This window comes from Anaerozeibacter quisquiliarum (assembly GCF_051162045.1).
Taxonomy (GTDB): Bacteria; Bacillota; Clostridia; order Christensenellales; family Aristaeellaceae; genus Anaerozeibacter; species Anaerozeibacter quisquiliarum.
Genome location: NZ_JBISDI010000007.1, coordinates 25834 through 46893 on the forward strand (window position 1 = coordinate 25834; position 21060 = coordinate 46893).

A 21060-nucleotide genomic window follows, 5' to 3' on the forward strand; every position below is an offset into this window, starting at 1 on the left:
GGTCAGCAAGCGTACGCGCGGAGGAAGGGGAAGCTCCGTCCACTAAAACACCGGTCAGTTTCTTCCCCATTTCCCGGTTCCTCCCTGCCCTTTTCATTCATTTCGCTCTCGTGAAATGAATGAGGGGGCAACTTCGCACGGAAACTACTCCAGGTTGGCGTGCAGCGGGAACCTTTCGCCGACCTCAAAGGCTTTCTTTTCCGCCATGTCCAAGATCATCGCGTCGCCCAATACCAGCATGCTTTCTTCAAACAGGGTGCCGCCCGGCAGCGTGGGGGGCGCCAATTCCTTGCCGCCGGCGCGCTCCACCATTGCGGGGATTACAACGAGAAAATCGCTCAGATCCGCCATCGTGGACTGCGGTTTGGTTGTAATCAGCGCCACCTTGCCGCCTGTGGACTTGGCCTTGGTGGCGAAATTGATCTGGGACGAGGTTTCGCCCGAGCCGGAGCCCACAATCAGAAGGTCGCTGCCGGTAAAGGCGGGCGTGGTGACGTCCCCCACGATATGCACCTGAAGTCCGATGTGCATGAAGCGCATCGCAATGCCGCGAAGCGCCAAGAGCGACCGCCCGCAGCCGGTAAAGAAAACCTTCCGGGCCTTCAGCGCGCTTTCGATCAGCGTCTGGACGCTCTCCTCGTCAATTCTGCTCAGCACATTGGACAACTCCGCCGCCGCCTGTGCCGCCGTACGAACCACGTTCATGGTGCTCACTCCTTGCCGTTCTTCTTGTCCAGGATCTTGCGCATGGCCTGGGCCAGCTCGCGCATGTTCTTGTGGTTGTACAGGCCGCCTCCCACGATGATGACATCCGCCGAGCTGTCCACTGCCGCCTGAAAGGTCTCCATCCGGATGCCGCCGGCAATCGCCTTGGGGATTGCGACCCCGTCCAGCCTGCGCAGCTCGGTGATCGGATCGACGCCACTTTTCTGAATGTCATAGCCGACATGGCAGCAGATGAAGTCCGGGCCCATGGCCTCGATTTGCCTGGCGCGGCCCTCCATGTCCTTGACGGCACACATATCGACCAGCACCTTGCGGCTGTAGCTCCGAGCACACTCGATCGTCGCCCTGAGGGTGCTGTCCTGCGCGACTGCCATGACGGAAACCATGTCCGCGCCTGCGTCAAAGGCCATCTTGCCGATGATCCCGCCGCCGTCCATGATCTTCACATCGGCGAATACGATCTTGTCGGGGAAACGCTTTTTGACCTCCGTGACCGTGGACATGCCGGTGGAGAGGCACAGCGGGGTTCCGATCTCTATGATGTCGATGTATTCGCCAACCTGATCGAGCACCGAGAGCGTGGTTTGGGTATCGAACAGATCCAGCGCCGCTTGCAGTAGTTTCATGTTCAGAGCACCTCTTCCAGCGTATTCTTTTTGTCCAGCATCCCCATGATTTCACCGAACCAAGCGTCCGGTTCGCTCAGGAACCGGAAGGCCTCCGGATTCTTCAGGAAGCTCTGGTAGACCGGTAGGCCAAACTTGATGCCCAGCGCCTCGTTCTCCCGGACGCGCGCGAACTTGGGCGCAATTTTCTGAGCATAGTTGGGGTTGGGGGTCACGCGCAGCTTGCCGCCCTCCTTCCGGGCGTAAAAGGACATGCCCTGATGGTGCTTCACCGCGTCGTAGTGTACTTTACAGGGGCTGTACGCCAGATTGCTGAACACCAGCGGCCCTTCGCCGATATTGATGGAGCAATGGCCGTAATCGGGAGGCACGATGATCGTCTCTCCCTCCTTGACGACTGCCAGGATCACATCGTCGATGTTCAGCTCCTCGGGCATGGCCTCAAAGTTGTCCGCCCGCTGCAAAACGTACAGTGCCGTCCCCTTGATGACCTCGTAGACTTCTCCGTAGGTATACGTCCGCTGCGGATTGTAGCCGTGGTAGTGGCCGGAGGTCTTTTTACACTCCCCGTTCAAAAGGCCGCTGCGCACGATGGTGATGTCGTATTGAAATTTCCACTCGTCCAAAATCGGCTTGTCCGCCGGATAGATGAGAGAGCGGTAGACGTCGTACACGATTTCTTCGGGCGCGAGGTCGGTTTCGTCGGCAAAAAGGCCTTTCATCTGGCCGACGGTCTTGTGGCTGAACCCCCCCAGCGTGAGGGGGACGCTGATCGCCATCAGCTCGTCATTTTCTTTCAGATAAATGGGCAATCCGCTATTCTTTAGTTCGATCATATTGTTCACCTCAGCGTGTTGAATGGCGTACGCGCGGCGGGTATCATCGCGCCGCGCGCACGCGCGGAGGAGGGGGAAGCTTCCTCCCTTGAATGCACCGGTTCTTTATCCCGGTTAATGGCCTTGCGCCTTCCCGGCGCCGATTAGTTATTTGATGAACTGGTCGACGTTGTCCTTCGTCACCAGCTGGAACGGAATCCAGGTTTCTTTTTCTACGGTCTTGCCCTGCGCCACTTCCACCGCGGCCTGCGCGGCGCCTGCGCCTTGCCCGACGCCGTCCTGGAACACCGTCGCGTCCAGCTCGCCCGACTTCACCATCTGCAGCGCGCTGTCAATCGCGTCCACGCCGATCACCACGATGTCCGCCCGGTTCGCCTCGATGCATGCGATCTTCGACGCAACAGACATGTCGTCGTTGTCGCAGATGATTGCCTTCAGCTCTTCACCGTACAGCGCGATCCAGTCCTGCGTGAACTTGCTCGCCTTGTCGCCCTGCCACTCGGCCGTCTGCTCGTCCAGCATCTTCCAGCCCGTCGCCTTGTCCATGATGTTGTGGACGCCTTCCGTCCTTTGGATCGCCGCCGAGTTCCCGATTGCGCCCTGCAGGTGGCCGTACGCGCCCGTCTCACCCAGCGTATCCAGAACGTACTGCCCCATGATCTCACCCGCGTTCACGTCGTTCGAACCCACGTACGCCGCCGCCAACTCCGCCGTGTTGCTCGTCCGTGCGTTCACCACCACCACAGGAATCCCCGCCTCCACCAGTGCCTGCAATGCCGGCGCGCTCCCATCCGCTTCTGCCGGCTGCAGGATCGCCACATCCACCCCAAGGTTGATAAGGTCGCTCGCCTGGTTGATCTGCGTCGATGGATCCGTGTTCCCGTCAAAGGTGATGTAGTCCTTGATCGTCCCATCCGCCTTCGCCTTGTCCAGGTATTCCAGACCGCCCTTGTTGATATAGGTCTCAAACACGTTCGTGGTGTTCTTCATCAGCCATCCCACCACGATCCCGTCCTCCGCCGCCTGAGCCGCCGCCGCCAGCGACAGCGCAAGCATCAGCGCAAGTACCACACTCGTCAGTTTCTTCATCATTTCCCAGTTCCTCCCTATCCTTTTCTTTCTATTCACTTTCGTGAAGTGAATGCTTGAGGGGGTGTCAGGCCATGCGCTTTTTGTTGATGACCATGTCCAGCATGACCGCGCCGATGATCAAGACACCCTTGACGACCGTCTGGTAATAGGAGTCCACTTTCAAAAGGTTCATCCCGTTGTAGATCACGCCGATGATGATGATGCCGATCATCGTCCCGGGGATGGTGGAAACACCGCCTGCGAACGATGTGCCGCCGATAACGCAGGCCGCGATCGCGTCGGTCTCGTAACCCAGGCCGATGTTGGGCTGCGCGGCGTTGATGCGGCTGGTCAGGATTATGCCCGAAATACCCGAGCAGGCGCCCATGATGACGAAGGAGAGCACGCGGGTACGGAACACGTTGATGCCCGACGCCGTGGCCGCATTGATGTTTCCGCCCACCGCGTAGATGTAACGGCCGAACTTTGTCCAATGCAGGATGACGTAGGCGACGATGGCCACGCCGATCAGGATTAGCACCGAATAGGGCACGGCATCCCAAAGCTTGCCAAGGCCGATCTTGCGAAAGTCGGCGTTGACGAGCGAAACCGACTTGCCCTTGGCCACGATGTAGGCCATTCCACGGATGACCAGTTGGGTGGATAGCGTGACCACGAAGGGGAACATGTTGAACTTCGCCACCAGATAGCCGTTTATCAGGCCGAAGATCGAGCAGGCGACGACGGAGATGAGCACGGCGAGGGGAATCGAGTTGGTGGCGCCCAGCACCGCGCCGACGATTACGCTGGTCAGCGCCAGCATGGAGCCGATGGACAGGTCGATGCCGCCCGCCGTAATCACGAACACCATGCCCAGCGCCAACACGCCGTTTGTGGAAATCTGCTGCAGGATGCTGATCCAGTTGTTGGGGGAACGGAACGTGGGCGACGCGATCGAGAGCCCTATCACCATAATCAGAAGCACGATGCCGATGCCATACTTCTGGGCGAAGGTGTCTCTGGACAGAACTGAAAGCTGTTTCCCTTTGGAATCTTGCATTGGAATTAAGCTCCTTTCTCGTGCCCGAACGCCAGCGAGATGATATCCTCCTGGGCGACGTTGCCGGAAACTATGTCTTTACGATCGATGCAGCCCCGGATGCGCCCCTCATGGTATACCAGAATCCGGTCGCTCATCCCCATGACTTCCGGGAGTTCCGAGGATACCATGATGATTGCCATGCCCTGGCTGGCGAACTGACACATGAGACTGTGCAACTCGGACTTCGCGCCGACGTCCACGCCGCGGGTCGGCTCGTCCAGAATCAGCACCTGAGGGTCGCAGAGGATCCATTTCGCCAAAACCACCTTCTGCTGGTTGCCGCCGCTGAGCGAGATCGCGTCCGCCTCGATGCTGGCGCTCTTGACCCGGAGCTTTTTGCAGATCTCGAGGGTTTCCAGCTTTTCCCGCCGCTGGTTGATGAGCGCCCTGCGCTGCCGCTTCCAAAGGTTGGGTTGCGAGGCGTTCTCGCGAATGGAGCGCATCAGGCACAGGCCGAACTTCTTGCGGTCCTCATTGACCATCGCGATGCCGTGTTTGATGGCGTCCCGCGGGTCCGAAATCTTGATTTCCCTGCCGTTCAGGAAGATCCGGCCTTTCGAAATCTTGTCCAGTCCGAAGATGGCGCGCATGGTCTCGCTGCGCCCCGAGCCTACCAAGCCGGAGACCCCCAGAATCTCGCCCTTGTGAACCTCAAAGGAAATGTCGGAAAAGCCCTTGCCACTTAGGCCCTCGACCTTGAGTGCCACCTCGCCGATCTCGCAGTCAACCTTGGGAAACACGTTCTGAACCTCCCGGCCGACCATCATGGCGATCAGTTCTCCCTTGTTCGTCTCCTGCAGGTCCTTCGTGCCAATGTACTGGCCATCCCGGAACACAGACACGCGGTCGCACACCTCGAAGATCTCCTCCATGCGGTGGGAAATGTAGATGATCGAAACCCCCTTGGCCTTGAGCCCCTGAATGGTCCTGAACAGGCGCTCGGTCTCCTCGCTGTCCAGCGAGGAAGTGGGCTCGTCCATGATAATCATCTGCGCATTGCAGGAAACAGCCTTGATGATTTCGATCATCTGGCACTGCGCCAGCGTTAGCTCATGCATCTGCTTTTTTTCATCCACCTGAAAGTTGAACTGCCGAAGGATCTCGGCCGCACGCCTGTTGGTCCTGTTCCTGTCCAGAAATGGCGTGCCTGGGATCACATCCTCCCGATTCAGAAAGATGCTCTCGGCGATGGTCAGGTGCGGCTCGGAGTTGAGCTCCTGATGAATCATCGAAATGCCCTTTCGAATGGCATCCTGCGGACTTTTCACCATGTAGGGCTTGCCGTTGAGTAGCATCTGGCCGGCGTCCGGCTTGTAAAGTCCGATGATGATCTTCATCAGCGTGGATTTTCCCGCGCCATTTTCACCCAACAGCGCGTGTACCTCGCCGGGCCTGATGCCAAATTGCACGTTTTTCAACGCCTCTGTACCGCCGAAGGACTTTGAAATGCCCATGCATTCGAACACATTGTTTTTGCTCATCGCCGCGCCTCCTATTCGCAAGCCGGGAATGCCGAACGGCGCCAATCAGTACTTGTACTGGGACAGCACGATCTCGGCGGGGTCTGTCGAGTCCATGCCGTTCGGACACCTCTGCATCAGGAAGTACACCAGGATGTCCACCACCAGCATCTCATATAGATGGGATTCGCCGCCGAAGTGCTTAAAGATCTGATCTTTGACGTTGGTGCTGAGTATATAATTCGCGATTGACGCCGCGGTCGATTCGGCGGCATTGGTGATAAGGATGGAGGGCATGCCCTTCTGCTTGGCGATCTCCAGCGCCTGGCACACATGAATGGTAGCGCCGGAATGGGAGACCGCGATAAGGATGTCCCCCGGGCCGGCCAGGAACAGGCTCATCAGGAAATAGTCCGCCACCGGGGACACGATGGTCTTCTTCCCCTGTCGCGTAAGCCGGTGCGCGATATCCTGAGCGATCGCGTTGGAATTGCCCCAGCCGGTAATGTGTATGTTCCGCGCGTTCGCAATCAACTCAATGCATTTCTCGAGGACATCCGGGGTCAGGCTCTTGGTCAGGCCCAGCACCTGAGCAGAGGTCATGCTCAAGTATTCCGCCACATCGGTCGGCTGAAACTCGCCGTCCTTCTTTTCCCGCTCCCCGTATCCGTATTCGCTGGCCAGGGTCAGTTTGAGCTGGTGGAAACCGGTGAATCCGAGGTGCTTGCATACGCGCACCACCGTCGCCTCGCTGGTGTCACTGGCCTTCGCGACTTCCGTGACATACATCGAGATGATGCTCGTCGGATTTTTCAGAATGAAGTCGGCGACCTTCTTCTCCGCCTGATACATCTCGTCGTACATCTTTGCAACAATATCAATAACCATAGCCAGCAAAAAACCCATTTTCACGAATATGAAAATCAATTTGACCGGAATGTGAGCGATGCGCGCTATTCGTGATGGATTTTTGCAATTTCACCTCCGTATCTCCGACTTGTTGCCCTGATTATACATCTCTGCACACCTCTTGTCAACTACCTATAAAAATTATTTTCACATCTTCGGAGCTCAACTTCTTGGCTGTGAGTAAAGGGCCGCCTGCTTATCGGAATTCGCGGCCAAAAAAAAGCGGCTGCGGAACTCAGTTTCATCCGCAGGAATTTATACGAACCGAAATGATGAACGCGTTCATGATTTCGATTGGCATCAGATGCTCGATCACGCCGGGCGGCACGCCGATACGCGCAGCCATCGCGCCGGAACAGTCTACAGGATAAAATCCACATCCACGGCATGAACGAGGACGAGTTGCCTGGGTAAGCGCTGATTAAAGCGCGCGTGCATCAGCAGCGCGCGCATGTTCTCCATCCGGTCGATTTCCCCAAAATTGCGCCGCAACCCCGGCGACAGCGCGGGCAGTTGATGCCCGGCGCCCCGCAGCGGTAATGGCGCATCGACTCGTCGCGCTCGTCATCCGCCGCATACATGTGCGTCCCTATACAAGCACTTTTATGCAGGCCGCTACGGGGTAACGGGTCTGGTTGTCTTTCGCAGCACCAGGCTCGACGCGAACACCGTGTGCCGCCGGCAGCTGTCGTCGCCGTTCAGTATGCCCAGCAGCATCCGCGCGGCCTCCTTGGCCATGGTGTAGTGGGGCTTCGCAACCGTGGACAGCGGCGGCTCGAAAATGCCGGCGAAGTCCAGGTCGTCGAAGCCGATCACCTCGATCTCCTCGGGCACCCGCACACCGCGCTCGGTCAGCGCCCGGATCGCGCCGATCGCCGCCAGGTCGCTGCCCGAGAACACCGCGTCGAACCGAAGGCCCTCATCGAGCGCGCCGAGAATCGCCCGGTGGCCGTACTCGACCGAGAAGTCGCCCTGGCGGATGTACTCTGGCCGGGCGGGCAGCCCGGCCCGCTCCATCGCCCGGCGGTAGCCCTCCAGTCGGCCGATGCAGCCCGAGGTGCCCGGAACGCCGTCCAGGTACAGGATGTGCCGGTTGCCGCCGCGAATCAGGTGCCCGACCGCCTCGAGCGCGCCGGAGACGTTGTCGCCGGTCACGCCCGCGTCGCTCACATAGGTGTCGAACTTGCGCCCGATCAGCACCGTGGGAATCTCAAAGCGCCGGTAGCCGCGCAGAAACTCCTCGTTGGACAGGCCCGAGCACAGGATGACCCCGTCCACGCGCTTGTCCGCGAAGCGCATCAGGTGCTGCTGCTCCTTCTGCGGGTCGTTGTCCGAATTGCACAGCAGCATCGAATAGCCGTGCGCGCTGATGTAGTCATCGATGCCGCGCAGCACGGTGTTGTAGAAGTGGTTGCCGATGTCGGGGATGACCACGCCGATCGTGTTCGAGCGGGCGATCGCCACCGAGCGCGCCAGCGAATTGGGGTGGTAATCGATCTCGCGGATCAGCTGCTGGATGCGCAGCTTGGTGGCTTCGCCCACGCCTTCGGATTTGTCGTTAATCACGCGCGAAACCGTGGCCTTCGACACGCCAGCCATCCGCGCGATGTCTGAAATGGTGTAGCCCATCGCCGCGCCTCCTTTCCCATTCCGCTGATTATACGCCAATTCCGCGCCGCCGTAAAGCCCAGGGGCTATCGAATCAACGCCGCCAGCTTCCGGCCGTAGTCGAGGATGTCCACCTCGGCCGCGAACGGCAGGCAGGTGCCGGTGGGGCGCCGTACTTTTTCGACCCAGTGCTCGGGAATGGCCTCGATGCCGTACTTCGCGCCCATGATGCCTGAGACCACCGCGCCGATCGTGTCGGCGTCGCGGCCGAAGTTGCCCGCGAGCACCGTAGCGGTGCGGAAGTCCTTGCCCCCCGACAGCTTGAGCACCGACAGCGCCGACACGATCGCCTCGGCAACCGTCGCGTGGCTCGACGTCCACAGCGCGTCGTGCAGCTTCATCCAGCTGTTCAAGATGTCATATCGCTCGCGCTCGATGATGCCGAACGCCAATTCGATGTTGTGGCGCGACCAACTCCCCTCGGGGAAGGCCGAAATCGCCGCCTGCAATATCTCGTCGACCGACGCGTCCACCATCGCCAGCGACACCGCCGCTGCCACCGCCTGCGCGCCGTAGATGCCCTCGCGCGCGTGGCTGATCTCGGCGTCGATTTGCGCCATGCGCATCGCGCGCTCGGGATCGCCCGCGCACACCACGCCCACCGGCGTCATGCGCATCGCCGCGCCGTCGGAGTTGTGGAAGGTGTTGTACGCGCCCGAGAACGGCGGACGCAGCCCGCGCCGCAGGTTGATCGCGGCCTCGTGCTCGCTCGCGCCGCCGCGCTTGAGCTCGTCGAGCGTGGCCACGTACTTGAGCCAGTGCTCGAGAACCACCTCGCCCGTCAGCTCGCCGCCGCAAGAAATCAGCTCCCGCGCGACCAACAGGCAGAACTCGGTGTCGTCGGTCGACCAGGACGCGCCCTTGCCGAAATCGGTGGTGATGCCGTAGCGCAGCTGCTGGTCGCTCTTCCTCGAAGCGTCGCCGAAGCTGTCTCCGACCGCCACCCCGATCAGCGCCCCCATGGCCCGCGATTCCTTGCGCGCGCTGTCCGATATCAGTTGTTGTCTCGTTATCATCTGTCGATCATCCTTCACATTTCCTCGAATTCCAGATCGCCGAACAGCGTGCGCCCCATGCCCAGCACCGCAACGCCGCACATGCCGTAGGCCAGGTCCGCGTCGACGGCACTCAGCAGCGGTCGACCGTCGACCGACAGCGTAAGGTGATCGCCCGCCGCCTCGAACGACAGCGCGTATGCGCGGCCGTGTACCCACGGATACGCGGCCTCGGCCAGCGCGGTCATCGCGCCTCTTTGCTTTTTGTAGATGGCCGCCTTGCCGTCGGGCGCAAGCCCCGCATAGTAGCCCCGGCGCGCGCCCTGCACGCGCAGCGAGGCCAGGTGCCCCTCGCCCGTCAGCGCGATGACCGGCACGCGCACGCGCGCGTCCCGCGCGAAGTAGTTGCCGGTCACGGCTTCGCAGCCGGACAGGCACATCGCACAAAGCCGTCCGTCCTCGACGCTCCACGCGCCGCGGTCCATCGCAAACGGCGTGACCGCGCCGAACTCCTTTTTCTGTCGGGCCATGGCGATCCGGTACCTTGCCTTGCCGCTCACGCTGAACTCGTCGATCAGCAGCCGCCCGAGGTCCTTGTGCTTGGCCGGCGAGTTGCCGCTCAGCTCGACGCCGATTTCGTCGATCATCGAGCCGTCCATGTCCGGAATCACGAATTCAATCTTCCGCCAACCGTCGTCCGTTATCACCTGGCCGCCCAGCCGCACAATCTCCCCGGAGTCGGTGTTGCGCACATAGGGGGCGACATAGACGCTCTCGCCGTTCCAGCGCTCGGCGCGGAGCATCATGCGGACCGTCTGGCCCGGATAGGCGGTCGGGGAGAACACCGGCGAGTAGCGCTCGTCGGAAAAATCCGCGCGCCGGTAGAACGGCTTGTAGTAGACGCGGCAGGTATCGCCGCGCTGCATGCGGTCGAACAGCACGGCAAGGCAGCCGCCGCCGTCCACGCCCGAGCCGCCGTCGTGGGCGATCCGGCAGAAGAACGGGTCGGACACCCGGAAGTTGTGGGTCGAGCCGGGCAGGCCGAAGTCGAAGCGGATTTCGCCGGTCGGCTCCGGCATCGGCGCTTCACCCCTCAGCGCCCGCGACAGCGCGTGCAGCTCCCGCGCGTAGTTCGGGATGTCCAGGATGTTCAGGTAACCCGATATGCCCGACAGCACGATGCCGTCATTGATCGGCGCGCGGTAGTGCCCGGGAATGGCCTCGAGGCCGTAGGAGACGCCCGCCACGGTGCCCACGTTGCCGGCGTTGCAGTCGGTGTCCCAACCGGCCATCGCGGCGATTTCCACGATCCGCGCGAAGCTGCCGTTTCCGTAGTACAGCGCCATCGCGCACACGCCGGCGTTGGGGATGATGTGGCATGCGCCGCCATAGCGGTCGTAGCCCCATTCGCTCTCGAGGTAGTCCCGGCACAGGCGCCAATCGCCCGGATGCGCCCGATGAAAGGCCTCAACCGCGCGCACCACCTTGGCGTAGGTGCAGTCCTCCGGGATGTGCGCAAGCCCCTCCTCCGCCACGCGCGCCATGTCGTCTTCGTCAAACGCGCGCGCGATGCAGGCGGCCATGAAGGCCGCGCCGTGAATCCCATCGCCGTCGTGCGACACACTGGCCGCGCGCGCAGCGTATTCTGCCGCCTTTTCCGGATTGCCCGGCCATACCAGCCCCCATGTGTCGATGAAAATCTGACCGCCAATCTGTTCGGCGAGCGTCTGCCCGTTCTGGGCGATCGAACCCGACCGCGGCGCGGGCACGCCGTGCTTGAGGTTCAGGTAGGCGGTATGCTCGGTGGACACGCCGTAGCCGCCCCACCAGAACATGCCCACGCCCTCGCGCGCGTAGTTGAGCCAGGCCTCGGCCACGTCCTGCGCGGTCAGTTCGCCCGCATGCGCCTGGTCGTACAGCGCGCGCAGGAAGAACACCGGGCCGTTGGCGTCGTCGTCGGCCGCGAAGTTGTTAAAGTCCTTCACGTAGCCGGTGATCTCGCCGTAGGTCCTCTGAATGCGCTCGTAGGTCCAGATCGTAGGCTCGACCGGCGCGCCCAATCGAATGCCGATGTTCATGCCGAGGAACCCGGCATAGATCTTTTCGAGGATTTGGTTGTTCATCTGTCTTTCCGTTCCGGGGACGCGACGCCATTTCCGGCGCCGCGCCCCCCTTAATCGTGGCCTCAGCCCAACTTCTCCTTGAGCACCGGCTTGAACGCGTCGCCGCCGGCGGCGTTCCATTTGCCGACGAACTCGTCAAACGCCGTGATCGGCTTCACGCCGCGGATGATGTCGGTCTTGTACTCGTTGTACAGCTGCGTCATGGCGTCCCACTGCGCCAGCATGTCGTCGGGGATCACGATGTTCACGTCCTCGGCGTAGTACTGCCCGATCAGCTCGAGCGACGCCTCGGCGGCGGCGGGCATCAGCGGCTGCGCGAGCGGGGTCTCCGGCTCGAACCTGTAGGTGGTCTCCCAGCAGCGCGACCACCACTCGGGGCGGCGCTCGGTAAAGACGATTTGGCCGTTCTCGACGTTGTAGTGCTTGCCCTCGATGCCGAGCAGGTCGATCATGCGGCCCTTGGGGCCGGCCATGAAGTCGAGGTAGGCGAACGCCGCGTCCTTGACCTCGGAGTCGACCGACAGGCAGAACCCGCGCGATTCCTTGGTCACGTTGACCGGCAGGTAGTGCTGCGCTTCGCCCTTCATCGGCGGCAGGCAGACGAGCTCGGCCTCGGGGCCGTAGGTAGCGGTGAACTTGTCGTTGTAGATCTTGACCACGGCGCCGGCGGTGCCGGTGGCAATGGCGCTGACGCCCGTGTAGAGCCGCTGTTCCATCACGTCCCAGGTGTTGGTCACGAATTCGGGGTCGATCAGCCCTTCGCTATAGAGCTTGTTCAGCCACTCGAGCTTGCGCTTCTCACCCTCGGAGGCGCGCGCGAAGATCCAATCGTCGCCATCCTTGAGGATGGTGGCGGTTTCGCCGAAGGCCGCGTTGAACGGGCTCTCCACGCGGTTGGGGTTGTTGTCGAAGGTGAACGGGTACTCGACCAGGCCCTTGTCCTTGAGCTCCTTGAGGAAGGCGTACCAGTTGTCGATCGTGGCGTCCTCCATCAGCTTCGCGCCCGACTCGGTCTGATCGAAAAAGTCCTTGCGCACCACCGGTACGCCCACGCGCGGCGGGGACAGCCACAGCATGTAGGGATAGTTGGCCATCGCGGCCACGTTGTGGGGCTGCATCAGCTCCTTGACATACTGCGACTGCTCGATGTAGGGCGTCAGGTCTTCGAGCAGCCCTTCGGCCGCGATCGAACGCTCGGCGTCGTTCTGGAAGTAGATGATGTCGGCCTCGAGCGTGCCGGTGCGGATCGCCAGCGGCACCACCTCGACGTACTTGCCCGCGGGCGCTTCGAGAAACTTAAGGTCGATGTAGTTGCCGTCCTCGGCCATGCCCTTCTCGACCGCCTCGCACATCAGGGCGACGTCCTCCTCGGCGGGCGACACGTCCTTCATGATGATCTTGACCGGAACCGGTGCGTCGGGCGAGCCGATGCCCTGGGCGGACGCGGTCAGCGCCCCCAAAGCGAACAAGGTGAGCATCAGCGCCAGGGTCAACGAAAGGATACGCTTCATAAGAAAAACCTCCTTCAATAAAATCAACGGGAAGTTTCGGGTTCTGCCGTCAGGTTCACCGCCCCGCCGGGGCAGCCCTCCAACGAGGGGAATGGGCTTTCTATTCTTTGACGCCCCCTCCCATGACGTCCTTGGTATAGTACTTGAGCACGATCGGGTACAGCAGCAGGATCGGCAGGATTGCCACCACGATCGTGGCCGACTGCACCGCGCCGTAGTCGAGCTTGGCGATCTCGTTGTAGTTGAGCAGGTTCTGTGCGCCGATGATCGCCACGGTGTCGTTCAGCACCACGAACTGGCGCAGGATGACCTGCAGCGTGGTCTTCATGCGGTCCATGATGTAGATCGACGCGCGGAAGTATTCGTTCCAGCGCGCGACCGCGTAGAACATGGCGATCGTCGCCACGCCCGCCTTCGACAGCGGCAGGCAGATGTGAAGCAGCATGCGCAGATGCCCCGCGCCGTCGATGTGCGCGGCCTCGATGATCGAGGGCGGCACCTCCTCGAAGTAGCGCATCATGATGACGAGGTAGTACACGTTGACCGAGCCCACCAGGATCACCGACCACTGGCTGCCCATCAGGCCGACGTCCTTGATCAGCAGGTATTCGGGCACCAGCCCCGGCTCGAACAGCATCATCACGATCAGGAACGCCATCAGCGCGCCCTTGCCGGGCAGCTTCGGCCGCGTCAGCGCGTAGGCCGCGCAGGTGGTCAGTAGGATGTTGATCAGCGTGCCCATGACCGTGATCCAGACCGAATTGAGCAGCGACCTGAACAGCACCTGATGGCTGAGCACCAGGCGGTAGTTGACCAGCGAGAAGCCGCGCGGGAAGATCGCGAGTCCGCCCATGCGAATCGACTCGGTCGGGCTGGACAGCGAGCGCGCCAGGATGTTGAGCAGCGGCACGATCATCGTCAGCGTCAGCGTGAAAAACACAATCCACAGCACGGCCTGGCCGATGCCGGGCCGTTTGCGCGCCTTGACGGCCCTTTGCATCCTACCACACCCCCTTGCCGGTCAGCCGCTTGCTGACCATGTGCGTGAGCGCGACCAGCGCGACGCCCACCACGCCCTTGACCAGCCCCACGGCGGTCGAGAGCGAATACTGCCCATTGCCCAGGCCCAGCCGGTATACGTAGGTATCGAGGATGTCGATCACCGAGTTGACTGAGTCGTTGGTGAAGTTAAACACCTGGTCGAAGCCGGCGTTCAGGAAGAAGCCCAGGTTCAGGATGAACATCGTGACCATGGGAGCCACGAGCGCGGGCAGGATGATGTGCCTGATGATCGCGCCGCGCCGCGCGCCGTCGATCTCGGCCGATTCGAAGAGGCTCTGCGGGATCGCCAGGATCGTCGTGCAGTAGATGATCGAGTCCCAGCCGAGGCTCCGCCAGCCCTCCGAGATCATCAGAATCCAGCGGATCTTGCTCTTGTCGGTCATGAAGTCGACGCGCAAGCCGCCGAAGAACGCCAAGATGTCGTTGATCGCGCCGGTCGACGGCGACAGGAACGAGATCCAGATGCCCGCGATGACGACCCAGCTCAGGAAGTGGGGCAGGTAGGACACCACCTGCACGTACCTGCGCAGAGCGCTGCTCTTAAGTTCAAACAGCGCGATCGCAAACACCACGAAGAACGGAAACAGCAGCACGTATTTCATGAGGCTGATGACCAGCGTGTTGCGCAGGATGTCGTAGAAGGCGGGCGTCGCGAAGATCTGTTTGAAGTACTTCAACCCCGCGAACACCCACGCGCTCTTGGCCTTGAAGTCGTAGAAGGCCAGCCGCATGTTGTAAATCGGGATCACGCGGAACACGACGAAATACGCGATCGTGGGCAAGATCATCGCGTACAGCACCCAGTCCAGCCGGCGCGCGCGCTTCTGAACGGTCACCATGCTCGCCTCCTATGGAATCTGAAGCCCCATCAGCGGGGCGTGCTGCTGCGCGCCGTATACGTCGCGGTCGCCCGCCGTGCCCGAAGACACGCGGCGATTGAACGTGATTTTGACGCCCAGCGCGCTGTCGAAGAACACCAACTGGGTGATTTCGGCGGGATCGAGCCGGTACAGCCGCGCGACCGCCTCCCGCGTGATTGCGCCGCTTCGCTTCACCCGCTCGTAGGCGGCCGCATCTGCGAACAGCACGTCCAGCGTCAGCTCAAACGGCCCGCTGTTCTTGCTGCGCAGCACCTTCGAAAGATCCGCCAATCTGTCCATGCGCGCTACCTCCACTCGATCTCAAACGACGCAAGGCCGTCCGCCACGTCCATCAGGTGGTATACCGAGAACGCGTACACCGGCCCGAATTCAACGTCGCTCGGCGCAAACGGGAACGCCAGATTGCCCGCGGTCGACTTGCGGCCCTCGTAGCCGTAGTGCAGCAGCGTCGAGCGCACCGAGGCGCAGACGGCGCTTGCGGTATCCTGCGTATTGGCGATGACCTCGAACAGCACCCCGACCTCGTGCGGCAGCGCGCGTTCCGGTTCCAGCGCGCCCATCACGGCGTCGATGCCGTAGTTGTAGAAGTTGATCGCGTAGTCCCCCTCGGGGATCTCGTCGTAATACGCGCGCACCGCCCGCTCGACCGCACGCTCGATCTCGTCGATCCGGGCAATGAAGAGCGGGTCGCGCGCACCGGCGATGACGAAGCTGCGATAGGCGGCGAGGCGCGCGCCCTCGAGCTTGATTTGGTAGGGCACGCGCGCGAGCCGCGCGCCCGACACCGCGACCGCGTTCCCGCGCGCCTCGAACGCGCAGCGCTCGAGGTCGAGCAGAATGCCCGGCCCATGCAACAGATACGGATGGTCTTTCTCATAGAATGTGTGCGCGGCCACCGAGGTGGCGGTGCAGACGCGCTCGGGGCTGAGCGGATACACCTCGAACCGGTCGTCGTACAGCACGCCCATGATGGAGTCCTTGGCGCTGCCCGGCTCGCAGCACAGCGCGCCGCACTCGAGTATCTTGCCCAGGTGGTAGCACAGCGCCGGGTCGTAGCCCGCGAAGATGCCCGCCGCCGCGAACGGAGCCGGGTCGTAGGCGCGACCGCACACGATGATTTGAGCCCCTTCGCGCAGCGCCTCGAGAATCGGCTCCTCGCCCATCTGCGCGACGATGCGGGTGGTTTTTGCGACCGCCTCTTTGGTCAGCTCGGGCACGTTTGCGCTCATCGGGTGCACCTGCCCGCGCGCGATCGCCAAGTTCACCGTTTCCTTTGCGATGTCGCCCCAGATCACGGCCAGCCGGGGCCGCGCGCCGCGCTCTGCGAGGATTTCTTCGATAATGGAGAGCGTCCACTCCACGTGCACGCGCGCGCCGCTGCCGCCCGCCGAGCCGACGATCAGCGGGATGCCTTTGTCGAGCGCACCGTTCACCAGCAGCGTCAGGTCCTTCTTGGCCGCCATCCGGCTGACAATCGCCACGCCCGCGCCCAGCTTGTGCGGCCCCGCGTCGGTCGAGCCGGCATCCACCACGATAGCATCCGGCCCATCCGCAAGCCCCGCATAAAACGAAGCCGCCGGAAACCCGTACCCCAGTATGCCGCAGGGCGACAGGATCTTGTAACAGCGCGCCATGGCCATTTGCCTCCTCGCCCGTTTACGTAACCGGTTTCTCTATGAAGAAAGTATACCACATCAAATTGCCAACCTTCAATTGGAATTTATTTACCAAAAATCACTCTATATTATGTGTTCTCTGGTTATATTTCTTTATTTCCAGAATTCTATCTCCATAACCTCGATCCGTTTTTGAATGCGGCGCCCGAATAGATGAATAAACCGGTTACCTTCATGGCGTGCCAAAACCCAACGAGCGCGCCCGCAAGCGGACGCGCTCGATTCGAAAACCGCCTTATAGCACCAGCACGCAACGGTCGGGCAAGTGCAGCATCTCGGACAGGTAGATGGGCTTGCCCATTTCGTTCAGCAGTGTACCGGTGACCTTGAGCATCGGCGTGCTGCGCTTGACGCCGAGCAATCGGCTCTCTTCTGCGCTGGCATAGGCGATTTCAACGGTTGAGCAAATTTGGCGGGGCTCGATGATGTCGTATTTGCTGAAGAGTATCTTGCGGATCGAGCCCTCGAGGTCCTCCTCGATGATGCCTTTATAAGGCTCGGCGTAGTAGTTGCGCTCGAGACGCACCGGCGTGTTGTTGGCGTAGCGGATGCGCACCATGTAGGCCAGCATCTGCCCGGGCTCGGCAGATAGCGCCTCCGACAGCCGCTGGTCGGCCTCGATAAAGTTCGCCTCAATGACCTTGCTGCCCGGCACCATGTTGAGCTTCTGACAGGTCCTGGAAAAGCTGGTGGCCGACGCCTCTTCGCGGAACCGGATCTCCTTGATGAAGGTGCCCTTGCCCTTCTTGCGCACCAGGCAACCCTCATCTACCAGCTCGCCAAAGGCCTTACGAATGGTGATGCGGCTGATTTGGAACTTTTCGCTGATCTCGGTCTCCGACATGACGCGACTGCCCGGCGACAGATACCCCTGCGCGATCTGCTGCCGAATGTATTCCTTGAGCTGGATGTATATGGGTATTTCACTGTTTTTGTTAATCATAATATAATTATAACGCTTCCCTTTTCCATCTTCAAGTGATACGCGGGTTAAGATTGCGCATTGCGAAACAGCGCCTTGAGCGCGCCCGACAGGCGCAGGTACTCGCCGTACCGTTCGCTCAAATCCCGTTCAGGCGCGATTTTGTCCCGCGTCCGGACGAACGCCGCCGCCGCTTCCCGGTAGGAGCCGATCTCGCCGAGCGCGCGGGCGCACACCATCGCCAGACCCATCACGCCCGAATCGGCCGCGTGCGACAGCTCGATCGGGCGCTTGAGCGCGTCCGCCTTGATCTGCATCAGCAACCGCGACTTCGTCCCGCCACCCGACGCGACGATCCGGTTGACCGACACGCCGGCGTCGCAAAACAGCCCCATGTTGCTCAAGGTCTCAAACGACAGCCCCTCGAGCACTGCGCGGTACATCGAGTGCACCGAGGTGCCCGAATCGATGCCGATGAACGAGGCCGGCGCGCGGCTGCCCGCATCCATGCAGTTGACGCCCGAGAGATAGGGTAAGAAGTACAGCTGGCCGCTGTCCGGGGCGCATAACCGCTCGGCGGCGGCGTACAGCGTATCGCCCGCCGCCTCGGCCTCATAGGCGTGCCGATTCGCCTCGATAAACCACTTGATCGAGGTGCCATGGGAGAGCTGACCGATCGGCAGCAGGAACCGTCCCGGCTCGACGAAGGGCTCGATGCAAATTTCGCGCCGAAACAGCCGGTCGCGCCGGAGTTGATCGGCCGACACCACCAGATTAAGGCTCTCGCTCGAGCCCTCGCCCATCAGCAGGTCGCCCGGCTCGACCACGCCCGAGCCCAGCGTGGCCATGACCTGGTCGTGCGCGCCCACCACCACCCTCATCTCGCGCGGCAGAGCGCAGCTTTCCGCGACGTCCGGCAGGATGCGCCCGACTACCGTGCCGGTCGGAACCACGCGCGAATAAGGCATTCTGGACAGCTCAAACCGCTCGAACACCGCCAAAGACCAGTCCAGCGCGTCCACGTCGAACATCATCGTGCGCGACGCCGTGGCCGAATCCACCGCGCACTCGCCCGACAGCTTATAAGTCAGGTAGTCGCCCAAGAGAAATATGCGCCGGGCGCGCTCGATCAGCTCGGGCCGGTTCCGCTTCAACCACAGCTGCTTGCACAGTGAATACATCTGATTGACCGGCACGCCGGTGATCTTGTAAAGCTCCCTCGGGTCAAACCGCGCGCGTACCTCCCCGGCCATTTCCGCGGCCCGGGTGTCAAGGTAGACGATGGCGTTCATTACCGGGCGATCCCACTCGTCCAGCATCACCTGCGCCTCGCCGATCGACGCAACCGCGATCGCCCGCGCGAGCGCCGATTCCGGGGCGAGGCTGGCGAGCGTTTCACAGGCCGCCGCCCACACCGCGCCGGGGTTCAGTTCCACCCAACCGGGCCGAGGCCGTTCAAACGCATATTCGCGGCTGGCCGTCTTGAGGATCGCACCCGACGCCCCGATGACCGCCGCCTTGCACCCGGAAGTGCCGACGTCCAAGCCGATGTACATTTATATCCCTCCCAGCCGGCAACCCAAGCCGCGGTTGTTTGACCGTCAAGTCTGGGCGACCCGCGGTCGCCCTCCCCCACAATTCTTTACACGCGGTATGCGGTCAGCAGCTTCAGCTTCTCAAGCGCGACCTTCTTGATCGCGGCGCGCGCGGCGGCCATCGCGTCCACCACCTCGCAGTGGGTGCCGTGCTCGGCAAAGAAATCCCGCAGCGCCGTGTTGTAGGCGATGAAGAAGTCGGTGCCCACGTTGAGCTTGGCGACGCCCATCTCGACCATGCGCAGGATATCCTCGTCGGGCGTGTCGGAGCCGCCGTGCACCACGATCGGGCAGGGCGTTTCCTTGACCAGTTCTTTGAGCAGCTCGAAGTTGATCTTGGGCGTATACTTGTAAATGCCGTGGGCGGTACCAATCGATACGGCCAGGCAGTCGATGCCGGTGTCGCGCACAAAGCGGCGGGCCACCTCGGGGTCGGTGTAGCCGGATGCGATGGTTTCGATCGAACTGTCGGCGGTGTGGATCGTGCCCAGCTCCGCCTCGACCGACACATTGTGCCGGTGCGCCAGTTCCACCACGCGGCGGGTTTCGCGGACATTGACGTCGTAGTCCTCGCTCGCCAGGTCGATCATGACGCCGGTGTAGCCGTTCTCGATGCATACCCGGCTCAACTCGAAGGAGTTGCCGTGGTCAAGGCCCATCGCGATCGGCACATGGGCGTGGCGCGCGGCGACTTCCGCGATCGCGCGCATGTAGTCGGCGCCGGCAAAGGCCACGTGAGCGCGGTAGGACTGCACGATCAGCGGGGTGTTCATTTCATCGGCGGCGGACACGACCGCCTGCACCGATTCCATGTTCATCGAATTGAACGCGCCGATGGTCACCTTGTGTTCGCGGGCAAATTTCAGGATATCGATATAGTTTACAAGCGCCATGTGGGATCCTCCCTGTCTATTCGTAGATTTATAGCACGATTTCGATGTGCTGGTCCTCGGGATAGTCGCACACCACACAGTCGTTTCCGTAGACCCGTTCGGGCATGACGATCATCAGGTGCAGCACCTCGTTGTGGACCGGATAGGGCGACAGGTGCCACACGCCCGTGTTGAGCTTGACCAGCGTGCCCTTGGGCACGATGAACGCCTCCGTCTTTTCCGGTGTGATCGCGTGGTTGGACGGCGGCGCGACGTGCATCACCGCGTCGTCGTCGATGAAGAAGATGCCCTCTCCCGTGTGGTTGTGGTACTCCGATCGGGTAATCGTCATCCGTTCGGGCTTGTTGACCGTCAGCGGCGAAAACGCAAGCTGTACGTTGCCGCTGACGAACAGTTGAACCGGATCGGGGTAGAACGCGCTGCCTTCGCCGGGAAAGCAATGGCCGGTAGGATCCAGCATGTCGGCAAACGTGCCGTAGGGCCGGAAATTTTCATGGGTGATCGGGATGGCGCGAATGGTCCTCATACGATTTTTACCCTCCCCCTGCGCTCTTTGCGAATGACGTCCAGGAAGACCGCGGCCAGGATGATGACGCCCTTGGTGATGCTCTGCACGTACCAGGGCACTTGCAGCATGCTCATGCCGTTGGCCAGCACGCCCAGCACAATCGCGCCCAGCAGCGTGCTGCCGATGCGCCCTTCGCCGCCCAAATAACTGATGCCGCCCAGGTAGCAGGCCGCCACCGCGTCAAACTCCATGGCGTTGCCGGTGGTCGGCTGGCCGGTGGTGATACGCGAGGCCGAGATCACCCCGCAAATGCCCGCCAGGAAGCCCGACAGCGCATACACGACCCAGGTGACCTTGCGCAGATTGATGCCCGAGAAGCGGGCGGCCTCCTTGTTGCCGCCGATTGCGTACACGTGCCGGCCAAAGCGCGTCTTGCTGAGCAGCACCGCCATGATCGCGAAGATGATGAGCAGGTAGATGACGGTGTGGGAATATA

At 61.7% G+C, this 21060-nt stretch carries 20 protein-coding genes; all 20 read right to left on the reverse strand.

Annotated elements, in window-relative coordinates; translation table 11 throughout:
* Positions 1-144: 144 nt before the first annotated feature.
* Positions 145-705 (reverse strand): 6-phospho-3-hexuloisomerase, encoded by a 561-nt coding sequence (gene hxlB / locus ACH6CV_RS04305; RefSeq protein ID WP_456356934.1) that lies wholly within the window; start codon positions 703-705, stop codon positions 145-147.
* 5 nt (positions 706-710) lie between these two features.
* Positions 711-1352: a 3-hexulose-6-phosphate synthase gene (gene hxlA, locus ACH6CV_RS04310; protein ID WP_456356935.1), complete on the reverse strand. Its 642-nt coding sequence runs from the start codon at positions 1350-1352 to the stop codon at positions 711-713.
* Positions 1353-1354: 2 nt separating this feature from the next.
* Positions 1355-2188 (reverse strand): glucose-6-phosphate isomerase family protein, encoded by an 834-nt coding sequence (locus ACH6CV_RS04315; RefSeq protein WP_456356936.1) that lies wholly within the window; start codon positions 2186-2188, stop codon positions 1355-1357.
* Between the two features lie 147 nt (positions 2189-2335).
* Positions 2336-3280, reverse strand: a complete 945-nt coding sequence (locus ACH6CV_RS04320; RefSeq protein WP_456356937.1) for a substrate-binding domain-containing protein — start codon at positions 3278-3280, stop codon at positions 2336-2338.
* 64 nt (positions 3281-3344) lie between these two features.
* A complete protein-coding gene (locus tag ACH6CV_RS04325; RefSeq protein WP_456356938.1) occupies positions 3345-4319 on the reverse strand; it encodes an ABC transporter permease in 975 nt (324 codons plus the stop codon).
* 5 nt (positions 4320-4324) lie between these two features.
* Positions 4325-5842, reverse strand: coding sequence for a sugar ABC transporter ATP-binding protein (locus ACH6CV_RS04330; protein WP_456356939.1), 1518 nt, complete (start codon positions 5840-5842; stop codon positions 4325-4327).
* A 45-nt stretch (positions 5843-5887) separates the two neighbouring features.
* Complete coding sequence (locus tag ACH6CV_RS04335; protein ID WP_456356940.1) at positions 5888-6709, reverse strand: MurR/RpiR family transcriptional regulator; 822 nt, start codon at positions 6707-6709, stop codon at positions 5888-5890.
* Positions 6710-7345: 636 nt separating this feature from the next.
* Positions 7346-8359: a LacI family DNA-binding transcriptional regulator gene (locus ACH6CV_RS04340; RefSeq protein WP_456356941.1), complete on the reverse strand. Its 1014-nt coding sequence runs from the start codon at positions 8357-8359 to the stop codon at positions 7346-7348.
* 65 nt (positions 8360-8424) lie between these two features.
* A complete protein-coding gene (locus tag ACH6CV_RS04345) occupies positions 8425-9414 on the reverse strand; it encodes an ADP-ribosylglycohydrolase family protein (RefSeq protein WP_456356942.1) in 990 nt (329 codons plus the stop codon).
* Positions 9415-9428: 14 nt separating this feature from the next.
* Positions 9429-11516, reverse strand: coding sequence for an ADP-ribosylglycohydrolase family protein (locus ACH6CV_RS04350; RefSeq protein ID WP_456356943.1), 2088 nt, complete (start codon positions 11514-11516; stop codon positions 9429-9431).
* Between the two features lie 62 nt (positions 11517-11578).
* Entirely contained in the window at positions 11579-13027 is a 1449-nt protein-coding gene (locus tag ACH6CV_RS04355) for an extracellular solute-binding protein (RefSeq protein WP_456356944.1), read from the reverse strand.
* 100 nt (positions 13028-13127) lie between these two features.
* The gene (locus ACH6CV_RS04360) at positions 13128-14027 is read right to left on the reverse strand and encodes a carbohydrate ABC transporter permease (protein ID WP_456356945.1); all 900 of its coding nucleotides are present in this window, start codon (positions 14025-14027) and stop codon (positions 13128-13130) included.
* Position 14028: 1 nt separating this feature from the next.
* Positions 14029-14928, reverse strand: a complete 900-nt coding sequence (locus ACH6CV_RS04365) for an ABC transporter permease (RefSeq protein WP_456356946.1) — start codon at positions 14926-14928, stop codon at positions 14029-14031.
* A gap of 9 nt (positions 14929-14937) precedes the next feature.
* Positions 14938-15249 carry a DUF4387 domain-containing protein gene (locus ACH6CV_RS04370; RefSeq protein WP_456356947.1) on the reverse strand — a complete coding sequence of 104 codons (312 nt, stop codon included), beginning with the start codon at positions 15247-15249 and terminating at the stop codon, positions 14938-14940.
* 5 nt (positions 15250-15254) lie between these two features.
* Positions 15255-16604, reverse strand: a complete 1350-nt coding sequence (locus ACH6CV_RS04375) for an acyclic terpene utilization AtuA family protein (protein WP_456356948.1) — start codon at positions 16602-16604, stop codon at positions 15255-15257.
* A gap of 277 nt (positions 16605-16881) precedes the next feature.
* Positions 16882-17589, reverse strand: a complete 708-nt coding sequence (locus ACH6CV_RS04380; protein WP_456356949.1) for a GntR family transcriptional regulator — start codon at positions 17587-17589, stop codon at positions 16882-16884.
* 47 nt (positions 17590-17636) lie between these two features.
* The gene (locus tag ACH6CV_RS04385) at positions 17637-19124 is read right to left on the reverse strand and encodes an FGGY-family carbohydrate kinase (protein WP_456356950.1); all 1488 of its coding nucleotides are present in this window, start codon (positions 19122-19124) and stop codon (positions 17637-17639) included.
* Between the two features lie 86 nt (positions 19125-19210).
* Positions 19211-20056 carry a class II fructose-bisphosphate aldolase gene (locus ACH6CV_RS04390; RefSeq protein WP_456356951.1) on the reverse strand — a complete coding sequence of 282 codons (846 nt, stop codon included), beginning with the start codon at positions 20054-20056 and terminating at the stop codon, positions 19211-19213.
* A 28-nt stretch (positions 20057-20084) separates the two neighbouring features.
* Positions 20085-20582, reverse strand: coding sequence for an ureidoglycolate lyase (locus ACH6CV_RS04395; RefSeq protein ID WP_456356952.1), 498 nt, complete (start codon positions 20580-20582; stop codon positions 20085-20087).
* Positions 20579-21016, reverse strand: a complete 438-nt coding sequence (locus ACH6CV_RS04400; RefSeq protein ID WP_456356953.1) for an ABC transporter permease — start codon at positions 21014-21016, stop codon at positions 20579-20581. Before ACH6CV_RS04400 ends, ACH6CV_RS04395 begins: the two co-directional genes overlap by 4 nt.
* Positions 21017-21060: the final 44 nt, after the last annotated feature.

Bases quoted from the DNA above. Each gene is read 5' to 3' on its own strand.
- ACH6CV_RS04325 (WP_456356938.1), bottom strand. From the start codon at position 4,319: ATGCAAGATTCCAAAGGGAAACAGCTTTCAGTTCTGTCCAGAGACACC.
- ACH6CV_RS04360 (WP_456356945.1), bottom strand. From the start codon at position 14,027: ATGCAAAGGGCCGTCAAGGCGCGCAAACGGCCCGGCATCGGCCAGGCC.
- ACH6CV_RS04315 (WP_456356936.1), bottom strand. From the start codon at position 2,188: ATGATCGAACTAAAGAATAGCGGATTGCCCATTTATCTGAAAGAAAAT.
- hxlB (WP_456356934.1), bottom strand. From the start codon at position 705: ATGAACGTGGTTCGTACGGCGGCACAGGCGGCGGCGGAGTTGTCCAAT.
- ACH6CV_RS04365 (WP_456356946.1), bottom strand. From the start codon at position 14,928: ATGGTGACCGTTCAGAAGCGCGCGCGCCGGCTGGACTGGGTGCTGTAC.
- ACH6CV_RS04335 (WP_456356940.1), bottom strand. From the start codon at position 6,709: ATGGTTATTGATATTGTTGCAAAGATGTACGACGAGATGTATCAGGCG.
- ACH6CV_RS04385 (WP_456356950.1), bottom strand. From the start codon at position 19,124: ATGTACATCGGCTTGGACGTCGGCACTTCCGGGTGCAAGGCGGCGGTC.
- ACH6CV_RS04395 (WP_456356952.1), bottom strand. From the start codon at position 20,582: ATGAGGACCATTCGCGCCATCCCGATCACCCATGAAAATTTCCGGCCC.
- ACH6CV_RS04380 (WP_456356949.1), bottom strand. From the start codon at position 17,589: ATGATTAACAAAAACAGTGAAATACCCATATACATCCAGCTCAAGGAA.
- ACH6CV_RS04370 (WP_456356947.1), bottom strand. From the start codon at position 15,249: ATGGACAGATTGGCGGATCTTTCGAAGGTGCTGCGCAGCAAGAACAGC.
- hxlA (WP_456356935.1), bottom strand. From the start codon at position 1,352: ATGAAACTACTGCAAGCGGCGCTGGATCTGTTCGATACCCAAACCACG.
- ACH6CV_RS04400 (WP_456356953.1), bottom strand. From the start codon at position 21,016: ATGGCGGTGCTGCTCAGCAAGACGCGCTTTGGCCGGCACGTGTACGCA.
- ACH6CV_RS04350 (WP_456356943.1), bottom strand. From the start codon at position 11,516: ATGAACAACCAAATCCTCGAAAAGATCTATGCCGGGTTCCTCGGCATG.
- ACH6CV_RS04375 (WP_456356948.1), bottom strand. From the start codon at position 16,604: ATGGCGCGCTGTTACAAGATCCTGTCGCCCTGCGGCATACTGGGGTAC.
- ACH6CV_RS04330 (WP_456356939.1), bottom strand. From the start codon at position 5,842: ATGAGCAAAAACAATGTGTTCGAATGCATGGGCATTTCAAAGTCCTTC.
- ACH6CV_RS04355 (WP_456356944.1), bottom strand. From the start codon at position 13,027: ATGAAGCGTATCCTTTCGTTGACCCTGGCGCTGATGCTCACCTTGTTC.
- ACH6CV_RS04390 (WP_456356951.1), bottom strand. From the start codon at position 20,056: ATGGCGCTTGTAAACTATATCGATATCCTGAAATTTGCCCGCGAACAC.
- ACH6CV_RS04345 (WP_456356942.1), bottom strand. From the start codon at position 9,414: ATGATAACGAGACAACAACTGATATCGGACAGCGCGCGCAAGGAATCG.
- ACH6CV_RS04320 (WP_456356937.1), bottom strand. From the start codon at position 3,280: ATGATGAAGAAACTGACGAGTGTGGTACTTGCGCTGATGCTTGCGCTG.
- ACH6CV_RS04340 (WP_456356941.1), bottom strand. From the start codon at position 8,359: ATGGGCTACACCATTTCAGACATCGCGCGGATGGCTGGCGTGTCGAAG.